Below are 19,844 nucleotides of genomic sequence, written 5' to 3' on the forward strand. Positions count from 1 at the left end.
CATTGATGCCCGTCTTCGATCAAAGTGACGAACTGCCGTGAACATCAACTTCGACCTCAATGACCTTCAGGCTTTTCGCGCCGTGGTTGAAAAGCAAGGGTTTCGCCGGGCCGCGGATTCAATCCGCATCACGCAATCGGCGCTGAGCCGCCGCATCGAAAAGCTCGAGTCCGCCCTGGGGGTGAAGCTGTTTGAGCGCACCACGCGAAAGGTGTCGTTGACCAACGTCGGACGGGCGTTTTTGCCCCAGGTCGAACGGCTCCTCGATGACCTGGACCTGGCGCTGCTCAGCATCGGTGAGGGCGGCGCCAACCGCAGGGGCACGTTGACCGTGGCCTGCGTGCCGTCGGCCGCCTACTACTTCCTGCCCCATGCGATACGCAGCTTTCACGGGCAATACCCGTTGATCAACATCAGGCTGATCGACGTCTCGGCCAATGAAGTCAGCGCGGCAGTGGCCTCCGGCGAAGCCGATTTCGGGGTCAGCTTCAGCGGCAACCTGGCGCCGGAAATCGAGTTCAGTCCGTTGCTCGAAGAGCGCTACGTGATCGCGTGTCGACGCGACCATCCGCTGGCCTCCCTCGATACGGTGACGTGGGCACAGGCATGCGAACACGACTGCATCACCCTGGCGAAATCGTCGGGCAACCGTCTGTTGCTGGACCGCGCCCTCTCCGGGTTGCCGACGGGCAAGAACAGCATTTGCGAGGCGCGGCACGTGACCACGGTGTTGGGGCTGGTGGAGGCGGGGCTCGGGATTGCCGTGGTGCCGTCCATTGCCATGCCGATCTCTGCCCACCCGATACTGGCGAAAGTGACGTTGGTGGAGCCGGAAGTGCTGAGGCAGATGGGCGTGCTGAAACGCCGCGGACGCACACTGACGCCCGCAGCGCTGGAACTGGAACAACGCATTCGCGCGTTGCCCGGAACGTTACCTAGGGACTGAGTCCAGACCGGTTTCGCGAATGCTGGCCTGGGCATCGGGCGACGAGAGGAATTTGAGCAGCTGCTTCGCCTCAACCGGGTGGTCGGCATTTTTCGGGATGCCAGCGGCGTAGCGGGTCACCGATTGCAGGTCTTCGGGAATCTTGCCGACGAAGGTCACGCCCGGGATCGGCAACAGTTCGGCGACTTGCTGGAACCCGAGCTGATAATCCCCCTTGGCCACGACGGAGGCCACCGGAATGCGCTCGATCATCTTGCCCTTGGGCGCCAGTTGCTGCTGAACGTCAAGTTTTTTGAACAGCTCCTTTTCGATGTACACGCCGCTGGCGCTGTCTGAATAGGCCACCGATTTTGCCGCCAGCAAGGTGTCTTTCAGCTCGGCATCCGTGCCGATCGCGGGCTTGTCGGCGCCGGCTTTCACCACCATGCCGATGCGCGAATCCGCCAGCTCGACGCGCGAACCGGCGTCGACCTGGCCCTGCTTGATCAAATCATCCAGGGCGTAGCCCACCATGATCACCACGTCGGCGTGCTCGCCGCGACTCAGTCGGTTGGGGATGGCTTCCACGGCTTTACCCATCGACGGACCGAGGACCGTCTTCAGCGTGTTGCCGCTGTGCTCGGCGTACTGCGGGCCGAGGTGCTGATAGGCAGCGGTGAAGCCGCCCGAGGTCATGACGGTCAGTTCTTCGGCGCAGGCAACATTGCCATAGGCGCAGGTGGCAAAGGCCAGCACACAGAGGGGTTTGAATACGGCGTTCATGGCAGGGTCCTTCAAGCAGTGACAAGGGGCTTAACGGCGAGACGACGGTACAGAACCAGCGTCGCGGTAAAGGCGCACAGGGCGGCGAAGATCATCCAGTACGCCGGCGCCGCCTTGTCGCCGGTCATGTGGATCAGCCACGTCGAAACAGCGGGCGTAAAACCGCCGAAGATTGCTGTCGCCAGGCTGTAGGCAAGGGAGAAACCGGCGACGCGTACCTCGACCGGCATCATCTCGGTGAGTGCGGGAATCATCGCGCCGTTGTACAAGCCGTAAAGAAACGAGAACCACAGCAGCACTTCGAGCATGTGCGCAAAGGTCGGCGCCTGGGCCAGGAAGGACAGCGCCGGATAGGCAGTCAACAGCGTCAGCAGGGACATCGCCAGCAACAGTGGTTTGCGCCCGAACCGATCACTTAGCGCGCCGCCAATGGGTAACCAGAAGAAGTTCGAGACGCCCACCAGCAGGGTCACGATCAGCGCATCACTGGTGCTCAACTGCAGCACCGAGCGGCCGAAGGTCGGGGCGTACACCGTGATCATGTAGAACGCGGTGGTGGTCATCGCCACCATCAGCATGCCGAGGATGACCACACTGGCGTTGCTGAGCAGGGTGGCGAACACCTCCTTCATGGTCGGGCGGTGTTTGCGGGTGGTGAACTCGGCGGTTTCTTCAAGGCTGCGGCGCAGCAGGAAAATGAACGGGATGATCAGGCAACCGACGCCAAACGGAATGCGCCAGCCCCACGCGGACAGCTCGGTCGGGGCCAACCATTGATTGAGTCCGTAACCCAGGGCGGCGGCTACAACGATGGCGACCTGCTGACTGGCGGATTGCCAACTGGCGTAAAAGCCTTTGCGCCCCGGTGTGGCCATTTCGGCGAGGTAGACGGAAACGCCGCCCATCTCGGCGCCTGCGGAGAAGCCTTGCAAGAGACGGCCGAGCAGCACCAGCGCCGGGGCCCACAGACCAATCGTGGCGTAGCCGGGCACGAGGACAATCAGCAAGGTGCCACTGGCCATGATCGCCAGGGTCACGATCAGGCCGCGACGGCGGCCGACATCATCGATATACGCGCCCAGCAGCACGGCGCCCAGGGGCCGCATCAGAAACCCGGCGCCGAACACAGCGAAGGTCATCATCAACGAGGCGAACTCATTGCTGGCGGGAAAGAAGGCGGAGGCGATCTGGGTGGCGTAGAAGCCGAAGAGGAAGAAGTCGAACTGTTCAAGAAAGTTTCCGGAGGTGACCCGGAAAACCATTCCTGCCCTGGACTTCCCGGAGGAGGTCTGGCGTGGTGGCTGATGCATGTTGTTCTCCAGCGTTTTTTTTGAGTTTGTAAGCGCTTGTAACTGGAGATTCTGTGGCAATTTTCAGACGACGATAATCGTTATTTTTTCATCCATTGATGCATCGATCAGATCAATCGGCAGGGTGCGGACCCGGCCCGCACCTCTGTTTTTAGCCAGCAGCCAGCGTCAGCAGCGAGCGTCTATGGCCGCCGGTGACCGTCAGCTGTCTTGCGTGCCGTTGAGCATCAGCGCTTCTACATCCGGCGCCACCTGATTCACCGCGCCAAGGTACTCGATCAGTTCTGCCGCCCGGCTGCCGCGCAGGCCGGCCGTGGTCAGAGATCCGTCGCGCACGTAGGTGTAGAGACCGGAGACGGCGAAGGCTTTGAGTTGGGCGATGTGCTGGGCTTGTTCGGGCAAGGTGTGCTGGAAGACATCGCTCTGGAAAAACTGCCGACCCGCCAGGGGCGATTTGAACGCGATTTCCATCACCGCCAGTTCTGCCCGGGCCGGGTTGGCAAAGTGCGCGACGTTCGGGGCCGGTGGGTGCTGCCCGTCGTTTTCAAAGGGTTCGCAGAGGTGCAGGCAGACTTTGACCACCGCCTCGGACGCGGCCAACAGCGGTCCCAGGTTCGACTTCAGGTAAGCGTGCAGTTGCGGCAGGGCATCGCGCGGGCTGAAGTGGACATGGATACGGTCGAACGTGTCGGTACCGTTGAATCGCTCATCCGCCAGCGCGTTGGTCAGCGTCAGCGATCCCTCGGGCAGGGCATAGGCCAGGGTTTCGTCGAACATGTTCTGTTCGTCCGAAAACAGAATCGGGCTGGCCTCCTGAAACTGCTTCTGGTGCGCAGCAGATTCGAAGCCGATCTCTACGCCACCGTCCAGTTCGTAATCCTGAATCTCGCCGACGCCTTCCGCGAGTGGCCAGAGATGAGCGTCCTGGTGCCGGGAAAAATGGTGCTGAATGTACAAACCCAGGCCGGGCAGCCGCGAGCACAGCGGGCCGTGGACGTCGCGCCAGTAGTGGGCGAAGACGTCGTGGGGTACGCGCTCCCGTCGTTTGACGGTCGTGTAGCTGTTGATCTCGATCATGGGGGCACCTGTCAGTCCGGAAATGTTCAGTCGTAGTGATCGGATGCAGGTGCCGCTGCAGGGTTCAACGCGTTTTATGCGGCGCCATCGGCCGCGGCTTGGGCGACGCAGATGTCTGTCAGCCCCAGCCGACCCGCCTGCTCGAAGATTTCATCCGGCAGGGCATCAGCGCTGGGCATCATCAGGCTGTTTTCGCTGTCGCCGAAATGCAGCTGCAGCAGGTGCATCGCGGCGTCGGCCACCGACAGGGCCTGCTGACTGAGGTCGAAGCGATGGCTGCGCGGTTCACCGTTGAAGCGGTAGTCGACTGAGAAGACGGGCATGAAAGCCTCCTGGCTGATCGGGTTATTTGCCGTTCTGTTTGTGCCGGGCGTACATCACCGCCGAGCCACTGGAGGCTGGTCTGGCCTGCAACTCGAACGCCTGCGGGTAGCCTTTGATCAGGTCGCTGAGCTTTTTGTAACCGTGGGTGCGCGGGTCGAATTCCGGTCGCAGTTTGGTGATGTTAGTGCCCAGGGCGCCGAGCTGGACCCAGCCGTCTTCGTCGGCGATGTCGTCGAGGATTTTCGCGATGAAGCCGATGGGGGCTTTGGGCCGTTTCGGTGTCTCGACCGCAGCGGGTTTGGCCACATCAGCCGGGGCGGGCGAGTCGAGGTTGTGCTCCGCGCTGGCCGCGGCAATGACCTCTTCGCGGAGCAATTCGATGTAGATGAATTTGTCGCAGGCGGCGACGAACGGCCGGGGCGTTTTCTCTTCACCGAAGCCGAACACGGTCAGGCCTTCTTCGCGCAGTCGGGAGGCCAGGCGAGTGAAGTCGCTGTCGCTGGACACCAGGCAAAAGCCGTCGAAGCGCCGCGTGTACAACAGGTCCATGGCGTCGATGATCAGCGAGCTGTCGGTGGCGTTCTTGCCTTTGGTGTAAGCGAATTGCTGGATGGGCTGGATTGAGTGGTCCAGCAGGACCTTCTTCCAGCCGCCGAGCTGCGGCCCGGTCCAGTCGCCATAGATGCGCTTGACGCTGGCGACGCCATATTTGGCGATTTCTTCGAACAAGCCCTCGACGATGGCGGCGGGGGCGTTATCGGCATCGATCAGCACCGCGAGGTGCTTTTGCGCGTGACTGGAAGCAGGGGTGGCCATGGACCGTCCTTTGAGGGGCTAAAGCCACACCATACCGCCAAACCGCAACCGACAGACAACTGTTCGCCTGGTCTGCCGGATCGGCTGTTCATGCAGCCCGCCGCTGGCAACCGCGGGTTAGTCCGGCACGGGCGTGGGCAACGCTGCGCCGCTGTGCCAGGCGTGGAGGTTGGCCATGACCAGGTCGGACATCGCTTGCCGGGTGTCCCACGTGGCGCTGGCCATGTGCGGGGTAAGCAACACGTTGTCCAGCTCAAGAAGCGCGGCGGCGGGGTGCGGCTCGTTTTCATAGACATCCAGCGCCGCGCCCGCCAGACGCCCTTCGGCCAACGCCTGGGCGAGGGCGTTTTCGTCGACCACGCTGCCACGGCCGACGTTGATCAGATAGCCCTTCGGGCCGAGCGCATCCAGCACCTGCGCATTGACCAGGTGATGGGTGCTGGCGCCGCCACCGACCGCGACAACCAGGAAGTCAACCGCAGCGGCCAATTCCCGGGCTGACGCGTAATACGTGAATGGCACGTCCTGAGGATGGCGGCCGGTGTAGGCGATCGCCATGTCGAAGCCCTGGGCTCGACGGGCGATGGCGGCGCCGATGCGGCCCAGGCCAATGATGCCCAGGCGTGCCCGACTGAGTTTGCGGCTGAACGCGATGGGGCCGTTGGCCCAGGCGCCCGAGCGGGTGAAACGGTCGGCGACGCGCAGGTTGCGCGCGATGCCCAGCATCAAGGCCATGGCGAAATCCGCCACGTCTTCGGTCAGCACGTCGGGGGTGTGCGTGACGCGAATGCCACGCTCACGCGCCGCCATCACGTCGACACCATCGTAGCCCACGCCAAACACCACGATCACTTCCAGCGCAGGCAGGCTTTCGATCAGGCGGCGGCTGACGGTGGATTCGCCATTGGCGACCATGGCGCGGATGTCCGCGGTCGTGTCGCCGACGCCGGTGCCGTCCTGATCGGCTACGACAACCTCGTAGTTTGCGCTCAGCGCGTCATCGAGCATGGCCGGCAGGCGGGCGATTTTAAGGAGCCTTGGCTTCATCTGGACCTCGGGTGCTGTGAGTGGCAGTGGCAGTGGCAGCCGCAGTGGCCGTGACGGGTGCCGGACGTGGCGCGCGGACGAGAAACAGGCCCAGCAGGCCGCCGGCGAGGAGCGCTGCCGAGACCAGCAGCAGGGCGTAGTCATAGCTTTGCGTGGCGTCCTTGATCCAGCCCATGACAGGCGGCAGACCCAGGCCGGCGATGTTGGCGATGGAGTTGATCAGTGCGATGGACGCCGCCGCGGCGGCGCCCGACAGGTACTCGGTCGTAGTCGCCCAGAACACCGGCGTGGCGGCCCAGTTCAGTCCCACTGCGACCACCAGCAAGGCGTACGCCAGCCATGGGTTGCTCGTGGCCACGGCCAGCGCCAGCAGAATACCGGCGGCCATCAACGGCAACGCCAGGTGCCAGCCGCGCTCGCCTTTGCGGTCGGAATGAGTGCCATTGAAATACATGAACACACAGGCGAACAGGAAGGGCAGCGCCGACAGCACACTGACGGTGAATGATTCCTGCCCGGACACCGATTTGACGATCAGCGGCAGGAACAGCGTGATGCCGATGGTGCCGAACGCCTGCAACAGCCAGAACAGGCTCAGCAGCCAGACCTGCGGGCTGCGGAAGGCGGTTTGCCAGGCCGCGTGGTGGGAGATCGGCGAGTTGGCTTGCTCCGCGGCAATGGTGCGGCTCAGCCAGTCTTTCTGGTCGGCGTGCAGCCAGTGGGTGGTCTGGGGCGAGTCAGGCAGGTAGCGCAACACCACGATCCCGAGGATCACCGCTGGCAGGCCCTCCAGCAGGAACAGCCAGCGCCAGCCGCTGACGCCGAAATACCCGTCCAGGTGCAAAAACGCGCCAGACAGCGGCAGGCCGATCACCGACGCAAGCGCGGCGCCGATGTAGAAAAACGACATGGCCTTGGCCCGATCGGTCTTGGGGTACCACTGCGACAGGTAATAAATGATCCCCGGCGTAAAACCGGCCTCGGCCGCGCCCAGCAGCAGGCGCATGCCGTACAGCTGATTCGCGCTCTGCACGAAGGCCATGCCCGCGGCGACGATGCCCCAGGTGATCATGATCCGCGCGATCCAGCGCCGCGCGCCGACCCGCGTGAGAATCACGCTGCTGGGGACCTCAAGCAGGATGTAGGTCAGAAAGAACAGGCCCACGCCGATGCCATACATGCGAGCGGTCAGGCCCAACTCGGCATTCATCTGCAACGCGGCGACGGAAATGTTCGATTTATCGATGTACGCGACCATGTACAGCAGCATCAGGAAGGGGATCAACTTGAGGTTGAGGCGCTTCATGGTGCTGGCGTGCAGGCCCGAATCCAGAGATGGCTGGGGCATGGGAGTTCCTGTTGTTTTTATAAGGAGCTATGGGGATCAAGGAAGTCCCACCTTAGACGACATATCGAGTTACCTCAATATGTGATTCGTCGTCCCATATATCGGGATTAAATCGCCGTTCATGACGAGCGCTGTTTTCCTTCGGCTGGGCACCTCGTATCGAGTGAATGCTCGGCCTTTGGTCACAAGTCGGCGGACCAAAGGGCCGAAGGGTGGAACGTTGCACCTGATCCCGCCCGTGGCGCAGACTCCGCGCACATTTCCGGAGCGCTCCCCATGACGATGGCCAAACCTGATTTCACCACCCAACTGCTCATCGATGCCGGCATCGGCGCCGGGATGCGCGTGCTGGACGTGGGTTGCGGAACAGGGGATGTGGCGTTTCTGCTGAGTCAGCGGGTAGGCGAAACAGGTGAAGTCGTGGGGATCGATCACGATGAGGCGGCGCTGGCCATGGCGCGCAATCGGGCGGGTGAGGGGCGCCACGCGTTGCCGACATTTGTGCAGAGCGGGCTGCTCGACGTGCCGGCATCGCTGGGGACGTTCGACGCCATTGTCGGCCGCCGCGTGCTCATGTATCAGCCCGATACCGTGGCGGCAGCGACGGCGCTCGCCCGGCTGCTTCGGCCCGTGGGCGTCATGGTGTTTCAGGAGCACGACACGACCATGGCCCCGGCCAGCGTCGACGACTTCGCCCTGCACCGCAGAGCACAGGGCTGGCTGCGCGAGATGATCGCGCGCGAAGGCGCCGACTTGCATATCGGCTTCCATCTACACGGCATTCTTGCCAGGGCCGGGCTGGTTGTGGAATCCGTGCGCGCCGAATGCATCGTGCAGACGCCCGCCCAGCCCTACGCCCTGGGCTACATTGTGCGGGCGTGCCTGCCGCGGATCATCACCCTGGGCGTGGCGACTGCTAACGAGGTCGACATCGACAGCCTGCAGCATCGCCTCGATGAAGAGCGCGCACAGTCGGAGGGGATTTACATCGGCGACGTGATGTTTGGCGCCTGGGCGCGCAAGCCCGGCCACTGAATCGTGCCGGAACCCTGTCGCTTGCTTCGGCCCGGGTCAGCTCGTCGCTACCCAAGGCGCTCCTGAGTCAAAAAACGGCCTGGATGGTCCGCAGCGGGCAGATGACATGCGTCGTAACGGCCCAACAATCTGTAGCGGTTCAGCGCGATCCTGTCGTAAAGCCAGTCCCGAAGAACCCTCGGGAAAATCCGCGCCATGAGCAGCCAGTGCCATCGCGCGGGCAGGTGGGCGAGGATTTTGAACATTGCGTCCGAGCGTACGTAGAAGCGCTCGTTCTCCACCAGCACCAGGGTGTTGAATTGGTCTTGGGGCAATCCCGCCCATTTCAGCAGGGCCTGGCCCTCAGGCGACTGCACGGCTGCCAGCGTCAGGCGGTGCTCACGGTCCTGACGGATGATGAACGTCGCCCAGCCATTGCACAGTTTGCAGGTGCCGTCGAACAACACGACGGCCCGGCCCGTGGCCAGGCCGGAGCTGCCAGCGGGTCTCATGCGAAGCCCGTCACCGCGTGGGGAACATAAGGCGCTTCCAACCGTTTCACCTCGTCATCGCTGAGCACCAGATCCAGCGCCGCGATTGCATCGTCCAGATGGTGCGGCTTTGAAGCCCCGACAATCGGTGCCGACACGCCACGCTGGGCCAACACCCACGCCAGCGCGACTTGTGCCATGGGCACGCCGCGCTCACCGGCAATCTGTTCCACCACGTCGATGACGCGGCCATCTTCGGCTTCCGTGGCCTCGTAAAACGACTGGCCGGAAATGTCGGTCTTGGTGCGCTCGGTCTGCTGACCGTGGGGCCGGGTAAGTCTGCCACGGGCCATCGGGCTCCACGGCATCAGGCCGACGCCCTGATCCAGGCACAGCGGGATCATTTCGCGCTGTTCTTCGCGGTACACCAGGTTGAGGTAGTTCTGCATCGACACGAAGCGGCTCCAGCCACGGGAGGCCGCGACCTGCTGCGCCTTGGCGAACTGCCAGGCGAACATCGAAGACGCGCCGATGTAGCGCGCCTTGCCGGCTCGAACCACGTCATTCAGCGCTTCCATGGTTTCTTCGATGGGGGTGTGATAATCCCAGCGATGAATCTGGTACAGGTCGACGTAATCGGTGCCCAGGCGGGTCAGGCTGGCGTCGATATTGGCCATGATGGATTTTCTCGACAGCCCCTGTTCGTTAGGGCGCGTTGAGCCTTCCCACATATTGGCCGGGAAAAACACCTTGGTCGCAATGACCGTTTCTTCGCGGCGGGTGAACTCCTTCAGCAGCTTGCCGACGATGATTTCCGAGGTGCCCGCCGAGTAACTGTTGGCGGTGTCGAAGAAGTTGATGCCTTGCTCGACGGCGTGCCGGATGATCGGCCGGCTGGCTTCCTCGCCCAGCGTCCAGGGGTGCGTACCGGCGTCCGGTTCGCCAAACGTCATGCACCCCAGGCACAGCCTCGACACGTCCAGCCCCGTTGAACCCAGTTTCACGAACTTCATGCAGTCACCTCCGAATGTATTGATGCCCGAACCAGCACCTTAATCGTGCGATTCCTCTCGTCCGATTAAGTTCTGAATTGCATCGCCAGACCGTTCAGGCCGACCGCCAGTTGCGACAGCTCGCCACTCGCCGCCGAGGTCTGATGGGCGCCGGCGGATGTCTGCAGCGACAGGTCGCGGATGCTGGTCAGGTTGCGATCGACTTCCCGCGCAACCTGGGCCTGTTCTTCGGTGGCGGTGGCGATGCTGACGTTGCGCTCGTTGATCAGCACGATGGCGGCCTGGATGTCCGCAAGGGCACGACCGGCAGCACCGGCGACGTCCAGACTGACCCGCGCGCGTTCGCTGCTCTGGCCCATGGCCGTGACTGCCTTTTGCGTGCCGCCCTGAATCGAGGCGATCATTTTCTCGATTTCGGCCGTGGACTGCTGGGTGCGGTGCGCCAGGGCGCGCACTTCGTCGGCCACCACTGCGAAACCGCGTCCGGCTTCACCGGCACGCGCGGCTTCAATGGCCGCGTTGAGGGCGAGCAGGTTGGTCTGGTCGGCAATGCCGCGAATCACGTCCAGCACGCCGCTGATGCTCTGCACCTGGCCGGCCAGCCCGTTGATCTCAACGGCGGTGGCGCCCACCGATTCGTGCAGTTCGTTGATGGCCGAGAGGGTTTCGCTGACCCGCAAGCGGCCCTGTTCCGCCGAGTCGCTGGAATTTCGCGCAGCGGTGGAGGCCAGCGAGGCGTTGTGCGCGACTTCTTCGACCGCTGCGCTCATTTGATTGATCGCGGTGGCCGCTTGATTGATCTCATCGTTCTGACGCTGAACCCCGCGCAAGGATTCTTCGGTCACGGCGCTCATTTCTTCGGAGGTCGAGGCCAGCTGACTGGACGAATGACCCAGCTCCGAGAGCGTGCGACGCAGGTTCTGTTGCATCACTGACAGCGCTTGCAGCAGACGACCCGGTTCATCGGAGCCGTCCACCTGAATCGGCTTGCTCAGGTCGTTGCCTGCGATGTTTTCAGCCACGGCCAAGGCTTTGGCGATAGGGGCGACCAGGCTGCGGGTGAACAGCGCGGCGAGGGCGAACGTAGCAATGAGGGCAAGCACGATGGCGGCGATGATGACGTCTCGCGCCTGTTCGTAGCTTTCCTGCGCAGCGACATTCGAGGCCTGCATCTTCCCATTGGCCAGTTGGGCGATGGTGGCGATGTCTTGCGCCAGCGTTTCCGCCGCGCGGGTTTGTTCACCGGAGGGCTCGGTCAGTGCGGCGATGACGTCGTCACGCTTCTGCGTCACGGCGTCCAGAAAGCGTGCATGCACGGCGAGGTAGGCCTGCATGTCACGGGCCATCTCGGCGTAGGCATTCAGCCCGCGCTCGGTAACGAGCAGCGGTTTCAGACCCTGCACGTTTTTCTCGAGGTCGGCGCGGCCCTGACTGACGCGCTTCATGGCTGCCTCGTTGCTGGCGGCACTCTGTGCGGCGCGCAGGCTGGTGTTGCCGAGGCGGATGGTCAGCAGGTCGTTTTTGATGTTGGCGATGGTGAGGAGGGTGGGCAGCACATTGTCCTGCAGCGCGTCCCGGGCGTCTTTGAGCTTTGACGATTGAAGCAGCGAGAACAGGCCGACAGCCGAGATCAGTAAGGCAAAAAAGCCGAAACAGATCAGCGAACGGGGGGCGATGTTGAGGCGTCTGAGGGTCATGTCGGGGCTGTCCATAGAAAGAGGGGATCAGCGGGGTATCGACCTGAACCGGTTCAGCTTGATGGCGGATTGCCTCTTTTTTGGCGGATATGCACTGTTGCCCTGATTCCTTTGCGTGGGACCCGGTTGCCAGCGCATTCAAGCGATGGCAACCGCAGGGTTTTCAGCCTTGGGGCGCACCCGCCGCCACCATGGCGCGCCAGGTCTGAATGCTCGGACGCTCGTTCATTCGTGCGTGCCACGCCAGCAGCGCTTCGCAATCGGCCGGCACCTCAAGCTCCACCAACGAGGCGAAAATCATGCCGCCGAAGACAGCGATGTCGGCCATGGAAAAAGCCTCGCCGGCCACGAAGGGCTGCGTTTTCAGCACGCTGTCGAAATAACGCATGCCGCGCACCGCCTTGTCGCGCATCCGGTTGCCCCATTCGGCGTTCTGGTACAGCTCGACGTCAGGGCCCAGGCCCGGGGTGCCGTGATGGAAGTACACGCTGACCGCATCGAGAAACTCGATCTCGGCGCGCTTGGTCATCATCTGGATGCGGCCCTTCTCCAGCGGCGTTGCGCCGGTGAGGTCGGGACTGCCCACCAGCACGTCAAGGTATTGGGTGATGGCGGTACATTCGGCAAGCAGGGTGCCGTCGTTCAGCTCCAGCACGGGCAGCGTGCCGGAGTAGTTGATGTCCAGAAAGGCCGGTTGCTTGTGCTCGCCTTTCCACAGGTTCACCGAAACGAATTCGATGCGCGGCAGCAGATTCTTCTCTGCCAGCGCGATACGGACCCGGGCGGGGTATGGCCCGTTGAACCAGTCGTGGATTTTCATCATGGGAATGCCGGCGTTTTCGGTGTTATCGGAATGCAGTGTAGAAGAGTTCATAGTGTGTCTGCCTGTCAGTTGGTAGGCAAACTTTGATCTTGATTCGGTGGCCTGTCAACCCCTGCCTGTCAGTTGGCAGGTAAATAAAATTCGGCGTATCATGCGATCCATTCACAGGACTAGCGAGGAATTCAACGTGAGCGTCAATGCGCGCGAGGCCATTCTGGCCGCTGCGAAAACTGCCGCGCAACTGCACGGGTACAGCGGCATCAACTTCCGAAGCATCGGGGAAACGGTGGGCATCAAGAACGCCAGCATCTACTACCACTTCCCGAGCAAGGCCGAGCTGGGCGCTGCCGTGGCGGCGCGTTACTGGCAGGACACCGCCAAGGTGCTCGACGCCATCCGCGAGGCGAACCCCGATCCGCTGCGCTGCCTGGCGTTGTACCCGTCGATCTTTCGCACCTCGCTCGAGGACGGCAATCGGCTTTGTCTGTCCAGCTTCATGGCCGCTGAACACGAGGACCTCCCGGAAGAAATCCGCCACGAGGTTAAAGCCTATGCGAACGCCAGCGTGGCGTGGCTGGCCGACAGGTTGATGGAGGCCGGATGGGGCAGCGCAGAGCAGTGCGAACGGCGCGCGCTGTCGATTTACACTGCAGTGGCCGGCGCGCAATTGATCGCCCGGACCCGATCCGATCTTTCCCTGTTCGACGCGCTGATTCAGGACTATCGCGACGCCGGGCTGATTCCCGGCTAAGACCGGTGCCGCTGACACCCCGCAGTGCTGGTGGGACCGGCTGCAACCGGGAAAAGCAGACGGGTAAAACGCTGCCGTGTGAGGGGCAAAGGCATGCCCGCTCGCCAACGCGTGTATTCTTCTGCCCGCCCCCTGAGCGAGAACGTCCCATGCTGCACAAGAACCTCATCCGTCGCCTGGACCTGATCACCCTCAAGCTGTTCGTGGCCGTGTACGAAGAAGGCACCCTGACCCGCGCGGCGGCGCGCGAGGCGATCGCCATGTCAGCGGCGAGCAAGCGGCTGATGGAGCTCGAAGAGGTGCTGGGCATCGGACTGTTCGTGCGCAATGCCAAGGGGATGCGGTTGACGGCGGCGGGCGAGACCCTGCTGCACCATGCCCGGCGCATGCTTTCGGATCTGGAAAAAATGGGCCTGGAACTCGACGAGCATCTTCAGGGAATGCGCGGCTACGTGCGCATGCTGGCCAACCTCTCGGCCATCATTCAGTTTTTGCCCGAAGACCTCCACGACTTTGTCGCCAGCCATGAGCTGGTCAAGGTCGATCTGGAGGAGCGGCCCAGCAACGGGGTGGTGCAGGGACTGGTCGACGGCGTCGCCGACATCGGCATCTGTTCCGAAGACACTGATCTGCAGGGCCTGCACAGCGCACCGTATCGCCGCGATGAGTTGGTCGTGGTGATGCGTCACGACCACCCCCTCGCCGCGCTGCAGCAGGTGGCCTTCGAAGACACCCTCGGCAGCGACTACATCGGCCTGCACGCCGCCAGCTCCATCAACATGCGCACCCAGAACGCTGCGCGCGCCCATGGCCGCCCGTTGCGGGTGCGCATCCATGTGCCGGGCTTCGACGCCATGTGCCGGATGGTTCAGGCCGACATGGGCATCGGCGTGCTGCCACGCAAGGCGTTCGATCTGCTCGGACCGTCGCTGGGGCTCAAGGCGGTGGGTTTGAGCGATGCATGGGCGCGGCGCACGCTGATTCTGGTGGTGCGCGACACGGCGGCGCTGTCGCCGGTGAACCAGCTGCTGTTCGAGCATTTGCAGAAGCGCGACGACTGAGCCTTCGCGTTTCGCGAAGGGTCGTTGCCAACTGACGGCTGGATTTGCTCAGCCGCGGTCCTCTAGTCTCGGGTACAAATTCCAAGAAAGACTCGAGGTAACCGCTATGACAGGCCCCCTTCAAGGCGTGCGCGTCATCGAAATCGGCACGCTGATCGCCGCTCCCTTCGCCGCCCGCCTGATGGGCGAATTCGGCGCCGAGGTGATCAAAATCGAAGCCATGGGCCAGGGTGACCCGCTTCGCAAATGGCGAAAGCTGCACGAAGGCACTTCGCTGTGGTGGTACCTGCAGTCGCGCAACAAGAAATCCCTCTCGCTGAACCTCAAGTCCCCCGAAGGCATCGACATCGTCAAACGTCTGGCTGAAAGCGCTGACGTGCTGATCGAAAACCTGCGCCCCGGCGCGCTGGAAAAGCTGGGCCTGGGTTGGGACGTCCTGCATGCACTCAACCCCAAACTCACCCTGGTGCGCATTTCCGGCTACGGCCAGTCCGGGCCCTATCGTGATCGCCCCGGTTTCGGCGCCATCGGGGAAGCCATGGGCGGCATTCGCTACACCACCGGCACACCGGGTTCGCCGCCGGCGCGGGTGGGGGTCAGCCTGGGGGATTCGCTGGCCTCGATGCACGCAGTGATGGGCGCGCTGATGTCGCTGTTGCGGGTCAAGACCGGCCAGGGCGACGGCCAGGTGGTGGATGTGTCCCTGGCCGAAAGCGTGTTCAACGTCATGGAAAGCCTGGTGCCGGAATACGACATGCTGGGCCATGTCCGCGAGCGCAGTGGCGGTGCGCTGCCGGGCATTGCGCCTTCCAATACGTACCCTACAGCTGACGGTGCCTATGTGGTAATCGCCGGCAACAGCGACCCGATTTTCAAGCGCCTGATGCAGGCCATCGGCCGGCCTGATCTGGGTGAGAACCCGGAGTTCGCTCACAACGACGGCCGCGCCGCGCAGAGCGACAGGCTCGACGGCGCGATCAGTGCCTGGTCGTCCGCCTTGCCCATCGACGCCGTGCTCAAGGCGTTGGAGCAGGCCGAGGTGCCGGCGGGGCGCATCTATAACGTTGCCGACATCGTTGCCGACCCTCACTACCAGGCGCGGGACATGATTCTCGATGCCGAACTGCCGGGCGGGGCCATGGTGAAGATGCCGGGCATCGTTCCCAAGCTCTCCGAAACCCCCGGCTCGGTGAACTGGCAAGGCCCTGCGCTGGGCCAGCACACCGACAGCGTGCTCGGCGAACTGGGCATCAGCGCCGCCGATATTGCGCAGCTCAAGCACAGCGGGGTGGTGCAATGATTACCGACTTTTCCGAGCGCCTTATCGTGCAGGAAGTGTCGCCGCGCGACGGCTTGCAGATCGAGCCGACGTGGGTGGCGACCGCTGACAAGATCGCCCTGATCGATCAGCTTTCTCTCGCCGGTTTCAGCCGCATCGAAGCCGGTTCTTTTGTTTCGCCCAAAGCCATCCCGGCGTTGCGTGACGGCGACGAGGTGTTTCGTGGTATCCGTCGCCAGTCTGGCGTGACCTACGTAGCCTTGATCCCCAACCTGCGCGGTGCCCAGCGGGCCCTCGAGGCGGGCGCCGATGAGCTGAACCTGGTGATGTCCGCCAGCCAGACCCACAATCTGGCGAACATGCGCATGCGTTGCGAGCAGTCCCTGGCAGCGTTCGCCGACGTGGTCGCACTGGCCTCGGGCACCGGCCTGAGCTTGAACGGTTCCATTGCCACCACCTTCGGCTGTCCGTTCGAGGGGCGTATCGATGAAGACCGCGTGCTGGCAATAGTTGACGCCTATCTGGCGCTGGGCATGCACGGCATTACCCTGGCCGACACCACCGGTATGGCCAATCCGCGTCAGGTATATGGCCTGGTACAGCGCGTGCTGACGCGCATCCCGGCCTCGGCCCTGACCCTGCATTTTCACAACACCCGCGGCCTGGGCCTGAGCAACGTGCTGGCGGCTTATGAAGCCGGGGCGCGCCGGTTCGATGCTTCGCTGGGCGGCCTGGGTGGATGCCCGTTTGCGCCGGGTGCGTCGGGCAATATCTGCACCGAAGACCTGGTGAACCTGTGCGAGGAAATGGGCCTACCCACGGGCATCGACTTGCCGCATCTGCTCACCCTGTCGCGCGGCTTGCCAGCGCTGTTGGGCCATGAAATGCCGGGGCAGGTGGCCAAGGCAGGCCGCAACAGCCACCTGCACCCGGCGCCGCAGAACTTGCCCGCCTGACGCCCGGCCGGGGCCAGTCCCCGGTTTCTCCCACGCGCGCGCACGCCTCGCTGCGCGCGCGTCCAGACAACAAAAACAATAGGGCTCTCTCAGGGAGCCCATCTGGAGTATTGCAATGACCGTCTCTGTTCTGACTTCGAACAGCAGCCTCGCTGAGGTTGCGACCGCCGAAAAGGCCCTGATCCGCAAGGTCGCCTGGCGCTTGATGCCGTTGATCATGGTCTGCTACCTGTTCGCGTTTTTCGATCGCATCAACATCAGCTTTGCCAAGTTTCAGCTGCAAACCGACCTGAGCCTGAGCGACACGGCTTATGGCCTGGGCGCGAGCCTGTTCGTCATCGGCTATGTGCTGTTCGAAGTGCCGAGCAACATCATGCTGTACAAGGTCGGTGCGCGGCGCTGGATTGCCCGGATCATGATGTCCTGGGGCGTCGCCACGGCGCTGATGGTCTTCGTCACGGCCGAGTGGCAGTTCTATGTGCTGCGTTTCATCATCGGTGCCATGGAAGCGGGTTTCGCGCCGGGCGTGCTGTTTTACCTGACGCTGTGGTTTCCGCAGACCTACCGGGGCCGCATCACCTCGATCCTGTTTCTGGCGTCGGCCTTCGCCGGGCTGCTGGGCGCACCGATCTCGGGGCTGGTGCTCGGTCACATGGACGGCGTCATGCAGCTGCGCGGCTGGCACTGGCTGTTTCTGCTGGGCGGCCTGCCGTGCATTGCGTTGGGGTTCGCCGTGCTGAAGATCCTCAAGGATCGGGTCGCCGATGCTCACTGGCTGACCGATGAGGAAAAAACCTATCTGGCCAGCCGCATCGCCCACCATGAGCCCAACAAGCACGGCGGCTCGCTGCTGACGGCGCTGAAGATGCCCGGCTTCCTCATGCTCGGTTTTATCTACTTCCTGATTCAGGTGGCGTCCTATGGCTTGAACTTCTGGGCGCCGCAGCTGATTCGCAGCGCCGGGGTGCAAAGCCCTGTGATCATCGGGCTGCTCACCGCCATTCCGTATATCTTTGGCGCCATCAGCATGATTGTGGTGGGACGCCTGTCCGACGCCAGCGGCGAACGCCGCAAATTCGTCTGCGGGTTGATGGTGTTGGGGGCCATTGGCTTCTTCAGCGCCGGTTTCTTTGCCCAGCACACCAGCCTGCTGATCGTTTCGCTGGCAATGCTCGGCGGCGGGATTGTCGCCTCGATTCCGGCCTTCTGGACCCTGCCGCCCAAGCTGTTGGCGGGCGCAGGTGCCGGCGCTGCGGGCGGCATCGCGCTGATCAACACGCTGGGGCAGTTCGGCGGCATCGTCAGCCCGGTCATGGTCGGCGGTATCAAGGACCTCACTGGCAGCACGACGCCGGCGCTGTATGTGATCGGCGTCAGCAGCCTGGTCGCGGCGGCTCTGCTACTGTGGGCCTTGCCACAGAAGTTGCGAACGCTGGACAAGCACGAACAGTAAGGGTTTTGCCTCGGGGCTGACGGACGTCGGCCCACTTGCCCGCGGAGACACGCAATGATTGATCACCTTGACCATCTGGTCCTGACCACCGTCGACGTGGAGGCCTGCAAGGATTTTTACGTGCGCGTCATGGGCATGCAGCTGGAAACCTTCGGCAGAGGTCGGCTGGCGTTTCGCTTTGGCAACCAGAAGATCAACGTGCACCAGCGCGGTCACGAGTTCGAACCCAAGGCGCATTTGCCGGTGCCGGGCGCGCTGGACCTGTGCTTCATCGCCAGCGAGCGCCTCGACGCGATGATAGCGCATTTGCAGGCGCAGGCCTGGCCAATCGTCGAAGGCCCGGTCCAGCGCACCGGGGCCACAGGGCCGATTCGCTCGGTTTACGTGCGCGATCCTGATCTGAACCTGATCGAAATTTCCGAGCTGACAGGCTGAAGGAGCCGGCTTGAGCTGGCGAACGCCTAAATCAATCAGCAATGGCGACTGACACCCTGAAGCTGGAGGAACCGGCTTGCTGGCGGACGCGTTCCGTCAATTGCATGGAGCGCGGCTGACACACCGCATTCGCCAGCAAGCCGGCTCCCACAGTGGCCCTCGGCAGTGCGGAAAATCAGCAGCTGACGCACAATTTGTAGCCCGCTTGCTCAGTGAATCTCGGCAGTGCCGAAAATCAGCGGCTGGCGCAAAATTTGTAGGAGCCGGCTTGCTGGCGAACGCGTCGGGTCAGTCACGAAAAGGGCGGCTGACACACTGCATTCGCCAGCAAGCCGGCTCCCACAGTGGATCTCGGCACTGCCCAAATCAGCGGCTGACGCAAAATTTGTTGCCGGCCTGCTCAGTGGATCTGTGGCATTGCCCAAATCAGCGGCTGACGCAAAATTTGTTGTCGGCTTGCTCAATGGATCTCGGCACTGCCCAAAATCAGAGGCTGACGCAAAATTTGTAGCCGCCGGCTTGCTGGCGAACGCGGCGGGTCAGTCGTGAAAAGGGCGGCTGACACACCGCATTCGCCAGCAAGCCGGCTCCCACAGTGAATCTCGGCAGTGTCGAAAATCAGAGACGGACGCAAAATTTGTGGTCGGCTTGCTCAGTGGATCTCGGGTGTGTCGAAAATCAGCGGCTGGCGCACAAATTGTAGCCGCTTGCTAAGCGGATCTCGGCAGTGCCCAAAATCAGCGGCTGGCGCAAAATTTGTAGGAGCAACAGCTTGCTGTCGAACGCGTCGGGTCAGCCATGAAAAGGGCGGCTGACACACTGCATTCGCCAGCAAGCCGGCTCCTACGATATTTGCGCGGGGCGTCGATTTAGCGGCGGGGCAAGTGACGCCTTCCCGGCTGAAGCCGGTCCCACTGGGTGTACCGCCTTGTCCCGGTACCACCGGCAATTCCCGACTAACGCCAGTCCCGGGGGGATCTCAGCCCTTGGGCTCTTTGGTCCCCAGCACATCGCGGATGCTGTCCACCACGTTGCTGTCTTTGATGACGTCGTTGAGCCAGCCTTCAAGCGGCATGTTGCCCCATTTGATGGCGCGTTCGATCAGGTACGGCACCGGGCTTTGCGGCTCGGTCTGTTTGAAGAACTGGGCGACGCCCGCCAGCATCGTGAAGGCTTCGTCACGGGTCAGCGGGGTGGTGCGCAGGGGCGCCGACGCGGTGTCTTTCACGGTGATGGTCATG

At 63.0% G+C, this 19,844-nt stretch carries 19 protein-coding genes and 1 pseudogene; 8 read left to right on the top strand and 12 right to left on the bottom strand.

What is annotated here, in order from left to right; genetic code table 11:
• Positions 1-37 precede the first annotated feature (37 nt).
• On the top strand, positions 38-946 hold the full coding sequence (locus VF672_RS07325) for a LysR family transcriptional regulator (RefSeq protein WP_331103145.1): 909 nt from the start codon (positions 38-40) through the stop codon (positions 944-946).
• Here the strand turns inward: VF672_RS07325 and VF672_RS07330 are convergent.
• The 7 genes from VF672_RS07330 to VF672_RS07360 form a co-directional block, all read right to left on the bottom strand.
• Positions 932-1,708, bottom strand: coding sequence for a substrate-binding domain-containing protein (locus VF672_RS07330; protein ID WP_331103147.1), 777 nt, complete (start codon positions 1,706-1,708; stop codon positions 932-934). The genes VF672_RS07325 and VF672_RS07330 overlap by 15 nt on opposite strands.
• 11 nt (positions 1,709-1,719) lie before the next feature.
• Positions 1,720-3,018: an MFS transporter gene (locus VF672_RS07335; RefSeq protein WP_331103148.1), complete on the bottom strand. Its 1,299-nt coding sequence runs from the start codon at positions 3,016-3,018 to the stop codon at positions 1,720-1,722.
• 201 nt (positions 3,019-3,219) lie between these two features.
• Positions 3,220-4,095, bottom strand: coding sequence for an EthD domain-containing protein (locus VF672_RS07340; protein ID WP_331103150.1), 876 nt, complete (start codon positions 4,093-4,095; stop codon positions 3,220-3,222).
• 74 nt (positions 4,096-4,169) lie between these two features.
• The gene (locus VF672_RS07345) at positions 4,170-4,418 is read right to left on the bottom strand and encodes a hypothetical protein (protein ID WP_331103152.1); all 249 of its coding nucleotides are present in this window, start codon (positions 4,416-4,418) and stop codon (positions 4,170-4,172) included.
• A 22-nt stretch (positions 4,419-4,440) separates the two neighbouring features.
• Entirely contained in the window at positions 4,441-5,235 is a 795-nt protein-coding gene (locus VF672_RS07350) for an NYN domain-containing protein (protein ID WP_331103154.1), read from the bottom strand.
• Between the two features lie 117 nt (positions 5,236-5,352).
• A complete protein-coding gene (locus VF672_RS07355; protein ID WP_331103157.1) occupies positions 5,353-6,282 on the bottom strand; it encodes a 2-hydroxyacid dehydrogenase in 930 nt (309 codons plus the stop codon).
• The gene (locus tag VF672_RS07360) at positions 6,263-7,630 is read right to left on the bottom strand and encodes an MFS transporter (protein WP_331103159.1); all 1,368 of its coding nucleotides are present in this window, start codon (positions 7,628-7,630) and stop codon (positions 6,263-6,265) included. The genes VF672_RS07355 and VF672_RS07360 overlap by 20 nt, the downstream gene beginning before the upstream one ends.
• Before the next feature lie 276 nt (positions 7,631-7,906).
• Here VF672_RS07360 and VF672_RS07365 point away from each other — a divergent pair, with 276 nt between their 5' ends.
• Positions 7,907-8,665, top strand: a complete 759-nt coding sequence (locus tag VF672_RS07365; protein WP_331103161.1) for a methyltransferase domain-containing protein — start codon at positions 7,907-7,909, stop codon at positions 8,663-8,665.
• Positions 8,666-8,712: 47 nt separating this feature from the next.
• Here VF672_RS07365 and VF672_RS07370 read toward each other — a convergent pair whose 3' ends face one another.
• The 4 genes from VF672_RS07370 to VF672_RS07385 form a co-directional block, all read right to left on the bottom strand.
• The gene (locus VF672_RS07370) at positions 8,713-9,156 is read right to left on the bottom strand and encodes a thiol-disulfide oxidoreductase DCC family protein (RefSeq protein ID WP_331103162.1); all 444 of its coding nucleotides are present in this window, start codon (positions 9,154-9,156) and stop codon (positions 8,713-8,715) included.
• The gene (locus VF672_RS07375) at positions 9,153-10,148 is read right to left on the bottom strand and encodes an aldo/keto reductase (RefSeq protein ID WP_331103163.1); all 996 of its coding nucleotides are present in this window, start codon (positions 10,146-10,148) and stop codon (positions 9,153-9,155) included. The genes VF672_RS07370 and VF672_RS07375 overlap by 4 nt, the downstream gene beginning before the upstream one ends.
• Before the next feature lie 65 nt (positions 10,149-10,213).
• Positions 10,214-11,845 (bottom strand): methyl-accepting chemotaxis protein, encoded by a 1,632-nt coding sequence (locus VF672_RS07380; RefSeq protein WP_331103165.1) that lies wholly within the window; start codon positions 11,843-11,845, stop codon positions 10,214-10,216.
• 163 nt (positions 11,846-12,008) lie between these two features.
• Positions 12,009-12,665, bottom strand: a complete 657-nt coding sequence (locus VF672_RS07385; RefSeq protein WP_331103178.1) for a glutathione S-transferase — start codon at positions 12,663-12,665, stop codon at positions 12,009-12,011.
• A 190-nt stretch (positions 12,666-12,855) separates the two neighbouring features.
• Between VF672_RS07385 and VF672_RS07390 the strand changes: the two genes are divergently transcribed.
• The 6 genes from VF672_RS07390 (at position 12,856) to VF672_RS07415 (ending at position 18,603) form a co-directional block, all read left to right on the top strand.
• Positions 12,856-13,419, top strand: coding sequence for a TetR/AcrR family transcriptional regulator (locus tag VF672_RS07390; RefSeq protein ID WP_331103167.1), 564 nt, complete (start codon positions 12,856-12,858; stop codon positions 13,417-13,419).
• A gap of 149 nt (positions 13,420-13,568) precedes the next feature.
• Positions 13,569-14,480 (top strand): LysR family transcriptional regulator, encoded by a 912-nt coding sequence (locus VF672_RS07395; protein ID WP_331103169.1) that lies wholly within the window; start codon positions 13,569-13,571, stop codon positions 14,478-14,480.
• 106 nt (positions 14,481-14,586) lie between these two features.
• Positions 14,587-15,780: a CaiB/BaiF CoA-transferase family protein gene (locus VF672_RS07400; RefSeq protein WP_331103171.1), complete on the top strand. Its 1,194-nt coding sequence runs from the start codon at positions 14,587-14,589 to the stop codon at positions 15,778-15,780.
• Positions 15,777-16,715 (top strand): hydroxymethylglutaryl-CoA lyase, encoded by a 939-nt coding sequence (locus VF672_RS07405; protein ID WP_331103173.1) that lies wholly within the window; start codon positions 15,777-15,779, stop codon positions 16,713-16,715. Before VF672_RS07400 ends, VF672_RS07405 begins: the two co-directional genes overlap by 4 nt.
• 115 nt (positions 16,716-16,830) lie before the next feature.
• Positions 16,831-18,168 (top strand): MFS transporter, encoded by a 1,338-nt coding sequence (locus VF672_RS07410; protein ID WP_331103175.1) that lies wholly within the window; start codon positions 16,831-16,833, stop codon positions 18,166-18,168.
• A 54-nt stretch (positions 18,169-18,222) separates the two neighbouring features.
• Positions 18,223-18,603 carry a VOC family protein gene (locus VF672_RS07415; protein ID WP_331103177.1) on the top strand — a complete coding sequence of 127 codons (381 nt, stop codon included), beginning with the start codon at positions 18,223-18,225 and terminating at the stop codon, positions 18,601-18,603.
• A gap of 979 nt (positions 18,604-19,582) precedes the next feature.
• Here the strand turns inward: VF672_RS07415 and VF672_RS07420 are convergent.
• Positions 19,583-19,844 (bottom strand): annotated as a pseudogene (locus VF672_RS07420) (type VI secretion system protein TssA); the annotation flags it as partial.

This window comes from Pseudomonas sp. (assembly GCF_036387035.1).
In the GTDB taxonomy this organism is placed as follows: Bacteria; Pseudomonadota; Gammaproteobacteria; order Pseudomonadales; family Pseudomonadaceae; genus Aquipseudomonas.